Here is a 15,755-nt window from a genome sequence, read left to right on the forward strand (position 1 = left end):
GAAGTTGTTCCGGCAGCCTAATGGGTTGGTCAGTATTTGTCAGTGTGTGAGAGTTCAATGATGCTTTTTCGCTGCCTGTGGGTTATCGGCTGTTTGTGGTTTCCCTTGATGGGCTGGGCGGCCGCCGCGCCCCCGGCGCCCGCTGCCCAACTGTCCCCTGACCAACGGCACTGGCTGGCGCAGCAGGGTGAGTTGCGGGTCGGCGTGGTGTTGCAGGCGCCCTATGCGCAATACGATCGCCGCTTGCAGCGCCTGTCCGGGGTGAACGTCGAGTTGATGAAGTGGCTCGCAAAAAACCTCAATGTCGAACTGAGCTGGCGCAATTTTCCCGATCTTGAGCAATTGGAAGCCGCGGCCCGCGAGGGCGAAATCGACATCGCTCCGGGGGTGACCCAGACCCCTGGCGGGCTGCGCCTCTGGCAGTTTTCCGACCCCTACATGCGGGTGCCGCAATTGGTGGTCAGCGATCAGAAAAGCGCTGGCGCGGTCGAGCTGGAAAAACTCGACAGCCAGACCCGCGTCGCCGTGCGCATGCCCAGTGCCATCGCCGATTACCTGCGCAGCAACTACCCGCACCTGAATCTGCAAGGCGTACCGATGGAGCGCCAGGCATTGCAATTATTGGCGGGCCAGCAGGCGGCTTATGCGGTGGTCGATGAGGCGCAGCTGGGACGCTTGTCGGTCGAACCGGAGTTCGCCGGATTGGTCGTGGTGGGGGATGTCGGTCTGCCGCAGTTGCTGCGAGTGGCCACGCGCCGTGACAAACCGGAACTTGCGGGCATTGTCGAAAGTGCATTGCGGGCGATCCCGGCCAAGGATCTGGAGCAACTGCACAATCAATGGCTGCAGCCCAAGTATCCGCGGCTCACCGAGTCGCCGGGGTTTTGGCAGAACCTCTGCCTGCTGCTGGCCGTGCTGGCGATGAGTTGCATGGTCATCGTGGTCTGGCAGCGTCGCCAGCAGCACAACCTGGAGCAGCGCCTGTTGGCCGCGCAGGAAGACATCGCCTTGCGCGCCGCCAGCGAAGAGGCCTTGCGGCTCACCCAGTTTTCCATCGACCAAAGCACCGTCGGCATCCTCTGGGTCAACTGGGACAGCCATGTGCGCTACGCCAACCGCGCGGCGGAAAGCATGCTGGGCTATCCGGCCGGAGGGATCATCGATCGGCCCCTGATCGATTTCGAGCCCGGCCTGCACATGGACCGCTGGCTGAACCTGTGGAAGCGCGCCCGGGCCAGTGAGGAGGGCCCGCAAAGTTTCGAATCCAATTGCGTGCGGGCTGATGGCAGCATCCTGCCGGCCGATGTCTCGTTGAGTTTCCTGCGCTTTCGCGATGGCGAATACCTGGTGGTTTACCTCAACGATGTCACCGAGCGGCGCCGCGCCCTGGCGGCCTTGCAGGAAAGCGAGGCGCGGCTGCAAGGCATCGCCGCCAACGTTCCGGGACTGGTTTTCCGACTGGAGCGGGCGCCAGTAACCGGTCAGATCGACTTTGCCTACATCAGCGAAGGCAGCGAAAGCCTGGTGGGGTACTCGCCGGCCACGCTGGCGCATCGCGATAAAGGCCTGCGCAGCCTCGTGCATCCGGATGACAAGGTCAGCTATCACCAGACCCAGGATCATGCGCTGGATACTGACAGCGACTGGTCGTGGCAGGGGCGAATCCTCACGCGTCAGGGCGAGCAGCGTTGGGCGGAAATCAAGGCCATCACCCGCCGGCTGGAAGACGGCGCCTATGTTTGGGACGGGATCGTCTGGGACATCAGCGAGAGCAAGCGCATCGAAATTGAACTGGCCAGCTCCCGGGAACAACTGCGTGAGTTGTCCGCGCACCTGGAAAGCGTGCGCGAAGAAGAAAAAGCGCGCATTGCCCGGGAAGTTCACGACGAATTGGGGCAGATGCTCACCGTGTTGAAGCTGGAAACGTCCATGTGCGAACTGGCGTACGCCCAGCTCGACCCTGGCCTTAACGAGCGCTTGAACAGCATGAAGCGCTTGATCGCTCAGTTGTTTCAGCTGGTCCGTGATGTGGCCACGGCATTGCGGCCGCCGATTCTCGACGCAGGTATCGCCTCGGCCATTGAATGGCAGGCCCGCCGGTTCGAGGCACGCACACAGATCCCGTGTCTGGTGCAGGTGCCGGACAATTTGCCAGTGCTCAGCGATGCGAAGGCGATCGGCCTGTTTCGAATTCTTCAGGAGGCGCTGACCAATGTCATGCGGCACGCCCAGGCGCATACTGTTGAACTGACACTGACCCTTGAAGGCAACGAATTGTGTCTGACGGTCAGCGATGATGGCGTAGGATTTGTCGCCGCGCCTGGCAGGCCAACGTCCTTTGGGATCGTCGGTATGCGTGAGCGGGTGTTGATCCTGGGCGGTGAGTTGTCGCTGGAGAGTGAGCCGGGTGAGGGTACGACGTTAGAAGTGCGAGTACCTCTGGACGAAGCCTGAAGAATTTGTGGTGTCTGTGCTGACGCCTTCGCGAGCAGGCTCCCACAGGGGGACGTACTCCAAATGTGGGAGCCTGCTCGCGAATGATCTTGAACCTGGAGAAGAACGTGATCCGTGTACTGGTAGCCGAAGACCACACCATTGTCCGCGAAGGCATCAAGCAGTTGATCGGCCTGGCCAAGGACTTGCTGGTGGTGGGGGAGGCGAGCAATGGCGAGCAGTTGCTCGACACCTTGCGTAATGTGCCCTGCGAAGTGGTGTTGCTGGACATCTCCATGCCGGGCGTCAACGGCCTGGAAGCAATTCCGCGGATTCGCGCCCTGAACAATCCGCCGGCGATCCTGGTGCTGTCGATGCACGATGAGGCGCAAATGGCCGCCCGGGCGCTGAAGGTGGGGGCTGCCGGTTATGCGACCAAGGACAGCGACCCGGCACTGTTGCTGACGGCCATTCGCAAAGTGGCGTCAGGCGGGCGTTACATCGACCCGGAACTGGCCGACCGCATGGTTTTCGAGGTCGGTCTTACCGACTCGCGTCCATTGCACTCGTTGCTCTCCGAGCGCGAATTTTCCGTGTTCGAACGCCTGGCCCAGGGCGCCAACGTGAACGACATCGCTCAGCAACTGGCGTTGAGCAGCAAGACCATCAGCACCCACAAGGCGCGGCTGATGCAGAAGCTCAACATCACCTCGCTGGCGGAACTGGTGAAGTACGCGATGGAACACAAGCTCCTCTAAAGCACATCGCTGTACCTGTGGGAGCGAGCTTGCTCGCGATAGCGGCGGGTCATTCAGCATCGATGTTGAATGTGATGCTGCCATCGCGAGCAAGCTCGCTCCCACAGGGATCTCCATCAAGTATCCGATTACCGGCATATCCAAAAGCGACATGTTTTTGCAGCGGCTTTGCCGATTCTTGCGGCTTGCAGCTTGAAGCGTGCTGCTGCCCTATCCATCCCCGCCATCCTTGTAGGGAAATCCCTACCCCCAACCTTCCATCCGGCTGAGGCGAATCTCTCTTGCGCCCCGATTTGCGCGGTCCCCAGCGTCCACTAGGCTTAACCCCACAGCAGTCATCAATAACAAAGGTGTGGGTATGAGCCAGGTCGATTCAAGCGCAGGGGCCAATGATGTTCTGGTCAGCTTTCGTGGAGTGCAGAAGAGCTACGACGGCGAGAACCTGATCGTCAAGGACCTCAACCTGGATATTCGCAAGGGCGAATTCCTCACATTGCTCGGGCCGTCCGGCTCCGGCAAGACCACCAGCCTGATGATGCTCGCCGGCTTCGAAACGCCGACCGCGGGCGAAATCCTGTTGGCCGGGCGCGCCATCAACAACGTGCCGCCGCACAAGCGTGACATCGGCATGGTGTTCCAGAACTACGCGTTGTTCCCGCACATGACGGTGGCCGAGAACCTGGCGTTCCCGCTGACCGTGCGTGGCATGAACAAGAGCGACGTCAGTGCGCGGGTCAAGCGCGTGCTGAGCATGGTCCAGCTCGATGCCTTCGCCCAGCGCTACCCGGCGCAGCTCTCCGGTGGTCAGCAACAGCGTGTGGCATTGGCCCGCGCGCTGGTGTTCGAGCCGCAACTGGTGCTGATGGACGAACCCCTCGGCGCACTCGACAAGCAGCTGCGTGAACACATGCAGATGGAGATCAAGCACCTGCACCAGCGCCTGGGCGTGACTGTGGTCTACGTGACCCACGATCAGGGCGAAGCCTTGACCATGTCCGACCGCGTGGCGGTGTTCCATCAGGGCGAAATCCAGCAGATCGCTCCGCCGCGCACCCTCTACGAAGAGCCGAAAAACACCTTCGTCGCCAACTTCATCGGCGAGAACAACCGCCTCAATGGCCGCCTGCACAGCCAAACCGGCGACCGTTGCATTGTGGAACTCGGGCGCGGTGAGAAAGTGGAAGCCTTGGCAGTCAACGTTGGCCAGACCGGCGAGCCGGTGACCCTGTCCATTCGTCCGGAGCGAGTGAGCCTCAACGGCTCCAGCGACCAATGCGTCAACCGCTTCTCCGGGCGAGTCGAGGAATTCATCTATCTGGGCGACCACGTCCGGGTTCGCATGGAAGTCTGCGGCAAGACCGACTTCTTCGTGAAACAGCCAATTGCCGAGCTTGATCCCTCGCTCGCCGTCGGCGATGTGGTACCGCTTGGCTGGCAGGTCGAGCACGTTCGCGCGCTCGATCCACTTTTAGAGGCGCATTGATCGCCCCGGCAACACCAACACCAACCCTGCACGTGGAGAGAACAATAAATGTTGAGATCCCTGAAATTCACCGCTTTGGCACTGGGCATGATGGGCGCGGCACACGCAATGGCGGCCGGCCCGGATCTGACCGTGGTGTCCTTTGGCGGTGCGAACAAGGCGGCTCAGGTCAAAGCCTTCTACGCACCTTGGGAAGCGGCAGGCAACGGCAAGATCGTGGCCGGCGAGTACAACGGCGAAATGGCCAAGGTCAAGGCCATGGTCGACACCAAGAGCGTGTCCTGGGATCTGGTAGAGGTTGAATCGCCGGAACTGTCCCGTGGTTGCGACGAAGACATGTTCGAGCAACTGGACCCGGCGCTGTTCGGCAAGACCGAAGACTACGTCAAGGGCGCCATCCAGCCTTGCGGCGTGGGTTTCTTCGTGTGGTCGACCGTGCTGGCCTACAACGCCGACAAACTGAAATCCGCACCGACCAGCTGGGTGGACTTCTGGGACACCAAGCAGTTCCCGGGCAAGCGTGGCCTGCGTAAGGGCGCCAAGTACACCCTGGAATTCGCACTGATGGCCGACGGCGTTGCGCCGAAAGACGTCTACAAAGTGCTGGCTGGCAAGGACGGTCAGGACCGCGCGTTCAAGAAGCTCGATGAGCTCAAGCCGAACATCCAGTGGTGGGAAGCTGGCGCACAACCGCCGCAATACCTCGCTTCCGGTGACGTGGTCATGAGTTCGGCCTACAACGGTCGTATCGCTGCCGTGCAGAAAGAAAGCAACCTGAAAGTCGTGTGGAACGGCGGCATCTACGACTTTGACGCATGGGCCATTCCAAAAGGTCTGGATGCCAAGCGCGCCGAAGCGGCGAAGAAATTCATCGCCTTCTCGGTACAGCCACAGCAGCAGAAGACCTACTCGGAAAACATCGCCTACGGCCCGGCCAACACCCAAGCCGTGCCGCTGCTGGCCAAGGATGTCCTGAAAGACATGCCGACCACCCCGGAAAACATCGCCAACCAGGTGCAGATCGACGTCAGCTTCTGGGCTGACAACGGCGAGCAACTGGAGCAGCGCTTCAATTCCTGGGCTGCGAAATAAGCAGAGGGCTCGCCCTCCTGTGAGGGCGAGCTTTAGTGGCGAGGGGCTTGCCCCCGTTCGGCTGCGTAGCAGTCGTAAAACCATTGCATGCGGTGCATCTGATGCATCGGGAATGCAGGTTTCGGGGTCGCTACGCGACCCAACGGGGGCAAGCCCCCTCGCCACAAGTTCGCTCCCACATTAACGATTGATCAAAGATTTGCGGAGTACGTCATGGCTATCGCCGTTCCCCTGAACGAGGGCACCAGCCCCACCTTGAAGCAGCGGCTCAAGCACGCCGAGCGGGTCAACCGCTGGAAGGCCCAGGCGTTGATCGCGCCGCTGGTGCTGTTTCTGTTGCTGGTGTTCCTGGTGCCGATCGTGGCGCTGCTCTACAAAAGCGTTGGCAACCCGGAAGTGGTCGGCGGCATGCCGCGCACCGTGACTGCCATCGCCAGTTGGGATGGCCGTGGCCTGCCCGCTGAACCGGTTTACAAAGCTGCGGCCGAAGACCTCGCCGAGGCTCGCAAGAATCAGACCCTGGGCGATCTGTCCAAGCGCCTGAACATGGAACTGGCCGGCTATCGCAGCCTGCTGACCAAAACGGCCCGCGCCTTGCCGCTTGCCACTGAACCGGCCTCCTATAAAGAAGCGCTGGAAGGCCTCGATGAGCGTTGGGGCGACCCGGCCTACTGGCAAGCGGTGCGCCGCAACACCAGCAGCATCACCCCGTATTACCTGCTGGCGGCTGTCGATCACCGCATCGACGACCTCGGCGAAATCGCCCCGGCCACCCCGGACCAGGCGATCTACCTCGACATCTTCGCCCGCACCTTCTGGATGGGCCTGATCATCACCGTGATCTGCCTGGTGCTGGCGTATCCTCTGGCTTACCTGCTGGCGAACCTGCCATCGCGCCAGAGCAACCTGCTGATGATTCTGGTGCTGTTGCCGTTCTGGACCTCGATCCTGGTACGAGTCGCGGCGTGGATCGTGTTGCTGCAATCGGGTGGCCTGATCAACAGCGGCCTGATGGCCATGGGCATCATCGATAAGCCGATCGAGTTGGTGTTCAACCGCGTCGGTGTCTACATCTCGATGGTGCACATCCTGCTGCCGTTCATGATCCTGCCGATCTACAGCGTGATGAAAGGCATCTCGCCGACCTACATGCGTGCCGCGATTTCCCTCGGCTGCCATCCGTTCGCCAGCTTCTGGCGGGTGTACTTCCCGCAGACCTATGCCGGTGTCGGCGCCGGTTGCCTGTTGGTGTTCATCCTCGCCATCGGCTACTACATCACCCCGGCATTGCTGGGCAGCCCGAACGATCAGATGGTCAGCTACTTCGTCGCCTTCTACACCAACACCAGCATCAACTGGGGCATGGCGACCGCACTTGGTGGGCTGCTGTTGCTCGCGACGGTCGTGCTTTATCTGATTTACAGCTGGCTGGTAGGCGCAAGCCGCCTGCGCCTGAGCTAAGGGGAGAACGAAATGCTGAGTCCTTATATGTCGCCCATCGAACGGGTGTGGTTCTACAGCTTGCGGATTCTCTGCGGCTTGATTCTGTTGTTCCTGATCCTGCCGGTGCTGGTGATCATTCCGCTGTCGTTCAACTCCGGCAGTTTCCTGGTGTACCCGCTGCAAGGCTTCTCATTGCAGTGGTATCACGATTTCTTCGCCTCGGCGGAATGGATGCGCGCCCTGAAGAACAGCATCATCGTCGCCCCGGCGGCTACGGTGCTGGCCATGGTCTTCGGTACGCTGGCGGCCATCGGCCTGACCCGTGGCGACTTTCCCGGCAAGGCGCTGGTGATGGCGCTGGTGATTTCACCGATGGTGGTGCCGGTGGTGATCATCGGTGTGGCCAGTTATCTGTTCTTTGCTCCGTTGGGATTGGGTAACAGCTTCTTCTCGCTGATCGTGGTGCATGCGGTGTTGGGTGTGCCGTTCGTGATCATTACAGTGTCGGCGACCTTGCAGGGGTTCAACCACAACCTGGTACGGGCTGCTGCGAGCCTGGGCGCTTCGCCGCTGACCACGTTCCGCCGGGTGACCTTGCCACTGATTGCGCCGGGCGTGATCTCCGGGGCGCTGTTTGCCTTTGCGACTTCGTTCGATGAAGTGGTGGTGACGCTGTTCCTCGCCGGCCCAGAGCAAGCGACCCTGCCACGGCAGATGTTCAGCGGCATCCGCGAAAACCTCAGCCCGACCATCGCCGCGGCCGCGACGCTGTTGATTGCCTTCTCGGTGATCCTGTTGCTGACCCTGGAATGGTTGCGTGGGCGTAGCGAGAAACTGCGTACTGCCCAGGTCTGAAGCCACACACCGATCCACTGCAACTTGTAGGAGCGAGCTTGCTCGCGATGGTCGCCAACGATAACGCGGGCCTTCTGAATGCCCGCGTCGCTCTCAGGTTCATCGCGAGCAAGCTCGCTCCTACAGTGTTATTGGGTGTTCCCGGAAACCTTGGTCATTCATGACCTGAATACCAGCCAACTCCAAATCCCCAGCTACTATTGTGCCCAGCTCCCCTATCTATAAGAGGCTGCGCACATGAGTCTTTCCTCTTTCAAAATCGCTCACAAACTGATCACCGGCGCAGGTGCCATCGAGCAGCTGGCCGCTGAGCTGACACGCCTGGACATCGACAATCCGCTGATCGTCACCGACGTCGCCCTGGTCAAGTCCGGCACGGTAGAACTGGCACTGGCGCAGTTGGGTGGCCGCTCCTACGAAATCTTCGACCGTGTGCTGCCGGACCCGGAAATCGCCATCGTCGAAGATTGCATGCAGGTTTACCGCGACGGCGGGCATGATGGGCTGATCGGCCTGGGCGGCGGGAGTGCCATCGACATTGCCAAGAGCGTGGCAGCCTACGCCGGGTACCACGGTGCGCTGGAGGATCTGTTCGGTATCGATCAGGTCCCGCGCAAAGGTCCGCCGCTGATCGCCATCCCGACCACCGCCGGCACCGGCTCGGAAGTGACCAACGTCGCCATCCTTTCCGACAAGGTCGCGCAACTGAAGAAGGGCATTGTCAGCGACTACCTGTTGCCGGACGTGGCGCTGGTCAGCCCGCAAATGACCCTGACCTGTCCACGCAGCGTCACGGCGGCCAGTGGTGTCGATGCACTGGTGCACGCTATCGAGTCTTATCTGTCGGTCAACGCCTCGCCGATTACCGATTCCCTGGCTATCGGCGCCATCAAGCTGATCGCCAAGGCTTTGCCCAAGGCCTACGCCAACCCGTCGAACCTGCAAGCCCGGGAAGACATGGCCACTGCCAGCCTGATGGCCGGCATGGCGTTCGGCAACGCCGGCGTTGGCGCGGTGCATGCGCTGGCATATCCGCTGGGCGGGCGCTTCAACATTGCCCATGGGGTCAGCAATGCCTTGCTACTGCCCTATGTCATGACCTGGAACAAGATGGCCTGCATCGAACGCATGCAGGATATCGCAGAGGCCATGGGCGTGAAGACCGCTCATTTGAGTCTCAACGAAGCGGCCGACAAGGCCGTGCAAGCCATGACCGAACTGTGTGCCGCCGTGGAAATTCCCCAGGGCCTGCGCAGTTTCGGTGTGCCCGAGGACGCCATCCCGTCCATGGCCGTGGAAGCAGCGGGGATCGAGCGCTTGATGCGCAACAATCCGCGCAAATTGAGTGCCGTCGATATCGAAAAGATCTATCGCGCGGCGTACTAGAGCCATTGCCGTTGATGGATGATGGCAAGGTCCAATCATCGCGCTCACGGTGCGCGCGTCAAAGCATGAGGTATACAATGCGCGCCATCGTGATTCTGCTCAGAAAAGGTGCGTCATGCAGCCCTTCGTAATTGCTCCGTCGATTCTCTCCGCCGACTTCGCCCGCCTGGGTGAAGAAGTGGACAACGTCCTGGCCGCCGGCGCCGACTTCGTGCACTTCGATGTCATGGACAATCACTACGTACCGAACCTGACCATCGGCCCGATGGTTTGCTCGGCACTGCGCAAGTACGGCGTGACCGCGCCGATCGACGCGCACCTGATGGTCAGCCCGGTGGACCGCATCGTGGGCGACTTCATCGAAGCCGGCGCGACTTACATCACCTTCCACCCGGAAGCCACCCAACACGTCGACCGCTCCCTGCAACTGATCCGCGAAGGCGGCTGCAAGTCGGGCCTGGTGTTCAACCCGGCAACCCCGCTGGACGTGCTCAAGTACGTGATGGACAAGGTCGACATGATCCTGCTGATGAGCGTCAACCCGGGCTTCGGCGGGCAGAAGTTCATCCCTGGCACCCTCGACAAATTGCGCGAAGCGCGGGCGCTGATCGATGCTTCGGGCCGTGACATTCGCCTGGAAATCGACGGCGGCGTGAACGTGAACAACATTCGCGAAATCGCTGCGGCTGGCGCTGACACCTTCGTCGCCGGCTCGGCCATCTTCAATGCGCCGAACTATCAGGAAGTCATCGACAAGATGCGTTCCGAACTGGCGCTGGCTCGCCCATGAGTGGTTTTGAGCAGCTGTTTCCGGGGCAACTGCCGCGGCTGGTGATGTTCGATCTGGACGGTACGTTGATCGACTCGGTCCCGGACCTGGCAGTGGCTGTGGACAAGATGCTGCTCAAACTCGGTCGCCAATCCGCCGGTCTGGAAGCGGTGCGCGAATGGGTTGGCAATGGCGCGCCGGTGCTGGTGCGTCGGGCGCTGGCTGGCGGTCTTGATCATGCTGCGGTCGATAACGACGAGGCCGAACGGGCGCTGGAGTATTTCATGCAGGCTTATGGCGAGAGCCATGAGTTGACCGTGGTTTACCCCGGCGTTCGCGACACCCTCAAATGGCTGCAGAAGCAGGGCGTCGAGATGGCGCTGATCACCAACAAGCCGGAGCGTTTCGTCGCGCCGCTGCTGGATCAGATGAAAATCGGTCGTTATTTCCGCTGGATCATCGGCGGTGACACCCTGCCACAGAAGAAACCCGATCCGGCCGCGCTGTTCTTCGTGATGAAAATGGCCAATATTCCGGCTTCTCAGTCGTTGTTCGTTGGCGATTCGCGCAGCGATGTGCTGGCGGCGAAAGCAGCGGGAGTCAAGTGCGTAGCCCTGAGCTACGGCTATAACCACGGCCGACCGATCGCGGAAGAATCGCCGGCGCTGGTGATCGACGACCTGCGCAAACTAATTCCCGGTTGCCTGGATCCGGCCGCTGAGATAACGTTGGCCGACGCTGTCAAACCCCCTTCTGGAAACGCCATCGTGGTGGTCACTCGCAAACTCTGGATGAAAGTCATCAAGGCCCTGGCCCGCTGGCGTTGGCGCGCCTGACTTGATCCTGGCCGGTTTCCGGCGCGTTTGCATACCTGACTGTTCGATCCTCAAGCCACGAGGCACCTCATGATCCGCGAAGAATTCCTGCGTTTGGCCGCTGCCGGCTACAACCGCATCCCGCTTGCCTGCGAAACCCTGGCCGACTTCGACACACCGCTGTCGATCTACCTGAAGCTGGCCGACGAGCCCAATTCCTACTTGCTGGAGTCCGTACAGGGCGGCGAGAAGTGGGGCCGGTACTCGATCATCGGCCTGCCGTGCCGTACCGTGCTGCGGGTTCACGATCATCACGTCAGCGTGACCGTCGATGGCGTCGAGACCGAAAGCCACGATGTGGAAGACCCGCTGGCCTTCGTCGAAACCTTCAAGGCTCGCTACAACGTGCCGACCATTGCCGGCCTGCCGCGTTTCAACGGCGGCCTGGTGGGTTACTTCGGCTATGACTGCGTGCGTTATGTGGAAAAGCGCTTGGGCAAGTGCCCGAACCCGGACCCGCTGGGCGTACCGGACATTCTGCTGATGGTGTCCGACGCCGTGGTGGTGTTCGACAACCTGGCCGGCAAGATGCACGCCATCGTCCTGGCCGACCCGTCCCAGGATGACGCCTTCGAGCAAGGTCAGGCACGCCTGGAAGAGTTGCTGGAAAGACTCCGTCAACCAATCACCCCACGCCGTGGCCTGGACTTCAGCAAGCAACAATCGGCTGACCCGGTGTTCCGCTCCAGTTTCACCCAGGACGATTACGAAAAAGCCGTCGACACCATCAAGGAATACATCCTGGCCGGCGACTGCATGCAGGTCGTGCCGTCCCAGCGCATGTCGATCGATTTCAAGGCGGCGCCGATCGATCTGTATCGCGCACTACGCTGCTTCAACCCGACGCCTTACATGTACTTCTTCAACTTCGGCGACTTCCACGTCGTCGGCAGTTCGCCGGAAGTACTGGTGCGGGTCGAAGACAATCTGATCACCGTGCGCCCGATTGCCGGCACCCGTCCGCGGGGAGCCAATGAAGAGGCAGACCTGGCGCTGGAAGAAGACCTGCTGTCGGACGACAAGGAAATCGCCGAACACTTGATGCTGATCGACCTCGGTCGTAACGACACCGGTCGCGTATCGGAAATCGGCTCGGTGAAACTCACCGAGAAAATGGTCATCGAGCGTTATTCCAACGTGATGCACATTGTGTCCAACGTCACCGGGCAATTGAAGTCCGGGCTGACGGCGATGGATGCACTGCGGGCGATTCTGCCGGCAGGCACCTTGTCCGGTGCGCCGAAGATTCGCGCGATGGAAATCATCGACGAACTGGAGCCGGTCAAGCGTGGCGTCTACGGCGGTGCGGTCGGTTACTTTGCCTGGAACGGCAACATGGACACCGCCATTGCGATCCGCACGGCGGTGATCAAGAACGGCGAGCTGCACGTACAGGCCGGTGGCGGCATCGTCGCCGACTCGGTGCCGGCGCTGGAATGGGAAGAAACCCTGAACAAGCGCCGCGCGATGTTCCGTGCCGTTGCCCTGGCCGAACAGACCCCGGAAAGCTGAGTTCACCGCTAACCTTGTGGCGAGGGAGCTTTTGTGGCGAGGGGGCTTGCCCCCGTTCGGCTGCGAAGCAGTCGCAAACGCTGTCGACTCGATAAGGCTGAAAGAATGCAAGGGGTCGCTTTGCGACCCAACGGGGCGGTGCGGCGGTCCGACAAGCCCCCTCGCCACAAAATGTATTCACTCAAAAAAAACGCGGCGCCTGTGAGGGCGCCGCGTTTTTTATTGCCTGCACATCAGAAGTCCAGCGCAACACCTACGTTGATGCCATGTTGGGTGAAGTCGTCGTCCTTGCGAATGTTATAGCTGGCGCGCAGTGCCAGGTCCTTGGTGAGGTTGTGGCTCACCCCCAGGTTCACACGTTGCAAGTGACTTTGCGGGGTGTAGCCTTCCAGCGTGAACTGGTTGTTCGGCAGGCTGTTGAGGTTGATGTCCACGTCCTGGGTGTCGTCGTTGTACTCACGCTCGATTGCCGCTTCGCCGAACACCTGGGTTTGCGGGGTGATCTGGTATTTGCCCTGCAGGCCAGCGCCCAGGCGCCGGGAAATACGCTCCTGATCGGCAAAGGTCAGCGCCGTGGAATTGTTGCCGTCCTCCGAGTAACCATCGACTTGTACCTTGGAGAAGTCGGCGCTGACAAACGGCGACAGGTGCCAGGGGCTGCTGGCTTGTTGCGCAATGTCGTAACCCACGCGCGCGCTGAAGGCTTCGACGTAGCCGCTGGTATCGCCTTTTTCGCCGCGTTCGTTGACGCCCAGCTGGAATTTACGCTTGAGGCTGTCGTAATCCAGATGCCCGGCCGTCAACGCCGCGTCAGCCCACACACGGTTTTGCTGGTACTGGGCGAATGCCGTGCCCAGGTAAGTGTTGAGCTTGTAGTCGGAGTCGTTGTTGCCGGCTTCGAGTTCCTGGTTATAGAAACCGGCGACCAGACCAACACGCCAGGCATCGTCGAGACGATAGCTGCCGCCGATGTTCAGGTTGGCGCCGTTGCCGTCGGCGCTTGCCACGCTGTCCTGACCGTCAAAGTCCTGATGCTGTCCGCCGCCGGAAACAATGGCTCGCCATTGGCCGACACCTTGCCAGTTTTCCCAATCGGCCAGCCACTGGTTGCGCAATTCATCCTGATGCGCGCGCACGGTGCCCTGGGCCATTTCCGGCAACAGGGTCAGCTCCCACGGCGCCGCCAGCAGGGAGTACGCGTAATCGGCGATCAGGCGCTGCCCGGCTTCGGTGGGGTGCACCGAGTCGTTGTAGATCAGCTTGGTCGGGTCCGGCGTGGCGCTGTTGATGCCGTAGCGGGCGTTCTCGGTGCAACCGCTGCCGCTGAAGCAGGTGGTGATGAGGTTCTGGTCGGTGGCCAGGCCAAACTGTGCCGGGTTGGCGAACGTCTCTTTGAGCAATACCGGAATGTTCAGCGGGATGACTTCGGCATTGATGTTTTGCAGTCGGCTTACCAGTTCAGTGTTGAACTGGGCGCTGAGCTGGGACGTGAACGCTTGCAGCGGGGTGCCGTTGAATGCGGGGGTAAAGCCGATATCGGGTAGCAACCAGACCATGACGTATCTGGCGCCGGCGGTTTGCAGCGTCTGCACGCTGTCGGCCAGGCGGTCGGCGGCGGCACTGGCCTGTGGCAGGCTGGTGACGCGTCCTTGCAAGAAGTCGTTACCGCCACCTGACAGGTAATACAGTGCGTTCGGGTCGGCACGGAAGTTATTGGATGGAAGATAGCCGGCCCGGGTGCGTTCGCCGGTGGCGGAGGTGCTGGTAATCGAATCAAGAATCTGGTCGGTACGGTAGCCGCCTACAGCCCAGTTGTTACCATCGGGCTGGCCGTTGTTGGCGCGTACCGCCGAAGATGATGAAGCGGTCTGGTCCGCCGAGAACCCCAGTTTTCCGCCCAGAATCTGTGTGGAGTTGAGCGAGCGGACTTCGCCGCTGCCATCCAGGTACACCGGCCCGGTCCGGTTGGTGAAGCGCTGCGTCGCCCCGGCAGGCCCGCCCGTGTCGGCAAAGGTCCCTGCATCGTTGAGGCTGTCCCCGAAGACAACGAAATTTGTATAAGGATTAGGTGCGGCGTTCGCCTGGGCGCATGCGATCGCGAGCAAGCATCCTGCGAGCGGTACAAACAACGTCTGTTTGATCATGAGCAAGTCCGTTTATTTATTGTTTTAGTGAACGAAACGACAGTACCAAAAACTTCCGGCCTTTTGCCATCTGTCGCGAAGCCTTTGATAGTTTCGCGGGCAGCACCCCCGGCGATATTGCGCGCTCTGCCCAGCTAAGTTACTGTGCCGGGACGTACGAACGAGACCTTCCCCGTGTTGATCATCAGTAAACTCCTGGATCAAGTCATCAAGGCACACGCCCGCTGGCGTTGGCGCGCCTGAATTCTTTTGCCGGCTTCGCCGGACCTGTACCGCTTTGCCTTCTTTACCTGTTTGAAATGCCGCTTTGCTGGCGCTACACCGGCACCTGACAAAGTGCAGCGTTCTGCGGGTAAATCATTCGAAGGCCATCTTTAAAGTCAGTGAATTCAAGAGGTTCTTAACGCCATGTTGCTGATGATCGATAACTACGACTCCTTTACCTACAACGTTGTGCAGTACCTGGGCGAGCTCGGCTCCCAGGTTAAAGTCGTGCGCAACGATGAACTGACCATCGCTGAAATCGAAGCCCTCAACCCTGAACGCATCGTTGTGTCCCCCGGTCCTTGCACCCCGACCGAAGCCGGCATCTCGATTGAAGCGATCAAGCATTTCGCCGGCAAGCTACCGATTCTTGGCGTCTGCCTCGGCCACCAATCCATCGGCCAGGCTTTTGGCGGTGATGTGGTGCGCGCCCGCCAAGTGATGCATGGTAAGACTAGCCCGGTATTTCACGAGGACAAGGGTGTATTCGAAGGCCTGAATCGTCCGCTGACGGTGACCCGCTATCATTCGTTGATCGTCAAGCGCGAAACCCTGCCCGATTGCCTCGAGCTGACCGCGTGGACCCAGCTCGAAGACGGCTCGGTCGACGAAATCATGGGCCTGCGTCACAAGACTCTGAACATCGAAGGCGTGCAGTTCCACCCTGAGTCGATCCTCACCGAACAGGGTCACGAACTGTTCGCCAACTTCCTCAAACAAACCGGCGGCACGCGCTAAGGA

12 protein-coding genes are annotated in these 15,755 nt (G+C 60.7%); 11 read left to right on the forward strand and 1 reads right to left on the reverse strand.

Features of this window, described 5'->3' with window-relative positions; genetic code table 11:
- The first annotated feature begins 57 nt into the window (after positions 1 to 57).
- The 10 genes from ABIE16_RS26120 to trpE all read left to right on the forward strand — a co-directional run bounded on the left by ABIE16_RS26120 (position 58) and on the right by trpE (position 12,606).
- Complete coding sequence (locus ABIE16_RS26120) at positions 58 to 2,454, forward strand: PAS domain-containing sensor histidine kinase (RefSeq protein WP_429522214.1); 2,397 nt, start codon at positions 58 to 60, stop codon at positions 2,452 to 2,454.
- Between the two features lie 83 nt (positions 2,455 to 2,537).
- Positions 2,538 to 3,191, forward strand: a complete 654-nt coding sequence (locus tag ABIE16_RS26125) for a response regulator (RefSeq protein WP_191622237.1) — start codon at positions 2,538 to 2,540, stop codon at positions 3,189 to 3,191.
- Positions 3,192 to 3,549: 358 nt separating this feature from the next.
- A complete protein-coding gene (locus ABIE16_RS26130) occupies positions 3,550 to 4,674 on the forward strand; it encodes an ABC transporter ATP-binding protein (RefSeq protein WP_046039490.1) in 1,125 nt (374 codons plus the stop codon).
- 48 nt (positions 4,675 to 4,722) lie between these two features.
- Positions 4,723 to 5,766, forward strand: a complete 1,044-nt coding sequence (locus ABIE16_RS26135) for an ABC transporter substrate-binding protein (protein ID WP_057713080.1) — start codon at positions 4,723 to 4,725, stop codon at positions 5,764 to 5,766.
- Positions 5,767 to 5,979: 213 nt separating this feature from the next.
- Positions 5,980 to 7,227 carry an ABC transporter permease gene (locus tag ABIE16_RS26140; RefSeq protein ID WP_007980201.1) on the forward strand — a complete coding sequence of 416 codons (1,248 nt, stop codon included), beginning with the start codon at positions 5,980 to 5,982 and terminating at the stop codon, positions 7,225 to 7,227.
- A 12-nt stretch (positions 7,228 to 7,239) separates the two neighbouring features.
- The gene (locus ABIE16_RS26145; RefSeq protein ID WP_007980200.1) at positions 7,240 to 8,064 is read left to right on the forward strand and encodes an ABC transporter permease; all 825 of its coding nucleotides are present in this window, start codon (positions 7,240 to 7,242) and stop codon (positions 8,062 to 8,064) included.
- Between the two features lie 237 nt (positions 8,065 to 8,301).
- On the forward strand, positions 8,302 to 9,450 hold the full coding sequence (locus ABIE16_RS26150; protein ID WP_057713081.1) for an iron-containing alcohol dehydrogenase: 1,149 nt from the start codon (positions 8,302 to 8,304) through the stop codon (positions 9,448 to 9,450).
- A 115-nt stretch (positions 9,451 to 9,565) separates the two neighbouring features.
- Positions 9,566 to 10,240 carry a ribulose-phosphate 3-epimerase gene (rpe, locus tag ABIE16_RS26155; protein WP_007980198.1) on the forward strand — a complete coding sequence of 225 codons (675 nt, stop codon included), beginning with the start codon at positions 9,566 to 9,568 and terminating at the stop codon, positions 10,238 to 10,240.
- On the forward strand, positions 10,237 to 11,055 hold the full coding sequence (locus tag ABIE16_RS26160; protein WP_057713082.1) for a phosphoglycolate phosphatase: 819 nt from the start codon (positions 10,237 to 10,239) through the stop codon (positions 11,053 to 11,055). Before rpe ends, ABIE16_RS26160 begins: the two co-directional genes overlap by 4 nt.
- Before the next feature lie 69 nt (positions 11,056 to 11,124).
- Positions 11,125 to 12,606 carry an anthranilate synthase component I gene (gene trpE / locus ABIE16_RS26165; RefSeq protein WP_429522215.1) on the forward strand — a complete coding sequence of 494 codons (1,482 nt, stop codon included), beginning with the start codon at positions 11,125 to 11,127 and terminating at the stop codon, positions 12,604 to 12,606.
- A 233-nt stretch (positions 12,607 to 12,839) separates the two neighbouring features.
- Here the strand turns inward: trpE and estP are convergent, their stop codons facing one another.
- Entirely contained in the window at positions 12,840 to 14,750 is a 1,911-nt protein-coding gene (gene estP, locus ABIE16_RS26170) for an esterase EstP (RefSeq protein WP_429522216.1), read from the reverse strand.
- A gap of 408 nt (positions 14,751 to 15,158) precedes the next feature.
- Between estP and ABIE16_RS26175 the strand changes: the two genes are divergently transcribed.
- Positions 15,159 to 15,752: an aminodeoxychorismate/anthranilate synthase component II gene (locus tag ABIE16_RS26175; protein ID WP_007906885.1), complete on the forward strand. Its 594-nt coding sequence runs from the start codon at positions 15,159 to 15,161 to the stop codon at positions 15,750 to 15,752.
- Positions 15,753 to 15,755: the final 3 nt, after the last annotated feature.

The sequence above is a fragment of the Pseudomonas sp. 2725 genome (genome assembly GCF_050434585.1).
Classification (GTDB): Bacteria; Pseudomonadota; Gammaproteobacteria; order Pseudomonadales; family Pseudomonadaceae; genus Aquipseudomonas; species Aquipseudomonas jessenii.

Bases quoted from the DNA above. Each gene is read 5' to 3' on its own strand.
- trpE (WP_429522215.1), top strand. From the start codon at position 11,125: ATGATCCGCGAAGAATTCCTGCGTTTGGCCGCTGCCGGCTACAACCGC.
- ABIE16_RS26150 (WP_057713081.1), top strand. From the start codon at position 8,302: ATGAGTCTTTCCTCTTTCAAAATCGCTCACAAACTGATCACCGGCGCA.
- ABIE16_RS26125 (WP_191622237.1), top strand. From the start codon at position 2,538: ATGATCTTGAACCTGGAGAAGAACGTGATCCGTGTACTGGTAGCCGAA.
- ABIE16_RS26145 (WP_007980200.1), top strand. From the start codon at position 7,240: ATGCTGAGTCCTTATATGTCGCCCATCGAACGGGTGTGGTTCTACAGC.
- ABIE16_RS26175 (WP_007906885.1), top strand. From the start codon at position 15,159: ATGTTGCTGATGATCGATAACTACGACTCCTTTACCTACAACGTTGTG.
- ABIE16_RS26140 (WP_007980201.1), top strand. From the start codon at position 5,980: ATGGCTATCGCCGTTCCCCTGAACGAGGGCACCAGCCCCACCTTGAAG.
- ABIE16_RS26135 (WP_057713080.1), top strand. From the start codon at position 4,723: ATGTTGAGATCCCTGAAATTCACCGCTTTGGCACTGGGCATGATGGGC.
- estP (WP_429522216.1), bottom strand. From the start codon at position 14,750: ATGATCAAACAGACGTTGTTTGTACCGCTCGCAGGATGCTTGCTCGCG.
- rpe (WP_007980198.1), top strand. From the start codon at position 9,566: ATGCAGCCCTTCGTAATTGCTCCGTCGATTCTCTCCGCCGACTTCGCC.
- ABIE16_RS26120 (WP_429522214.1), top strand. From the start codon at position 58: ATGATGCTTTTTCGCTGCCTGTGGGTTATCGGCTGTTTGTGGTTTCCC.
- ABIE16_RS26130 (WP_046039490.1), top strand. From the start codon at position 3,550: ATGAGCCAGGTCGATTCAAGCGCAGGGGCCAATGATGTTCTGGTCAGC.
- ABIE16_RS26160 (WP_057713082.1), top strand. From the start codon at position 10,237: ATGAGTGGTTTTGAGCAGCTGTTTCCGGGGCAACTGCCGCGGCTGGTG.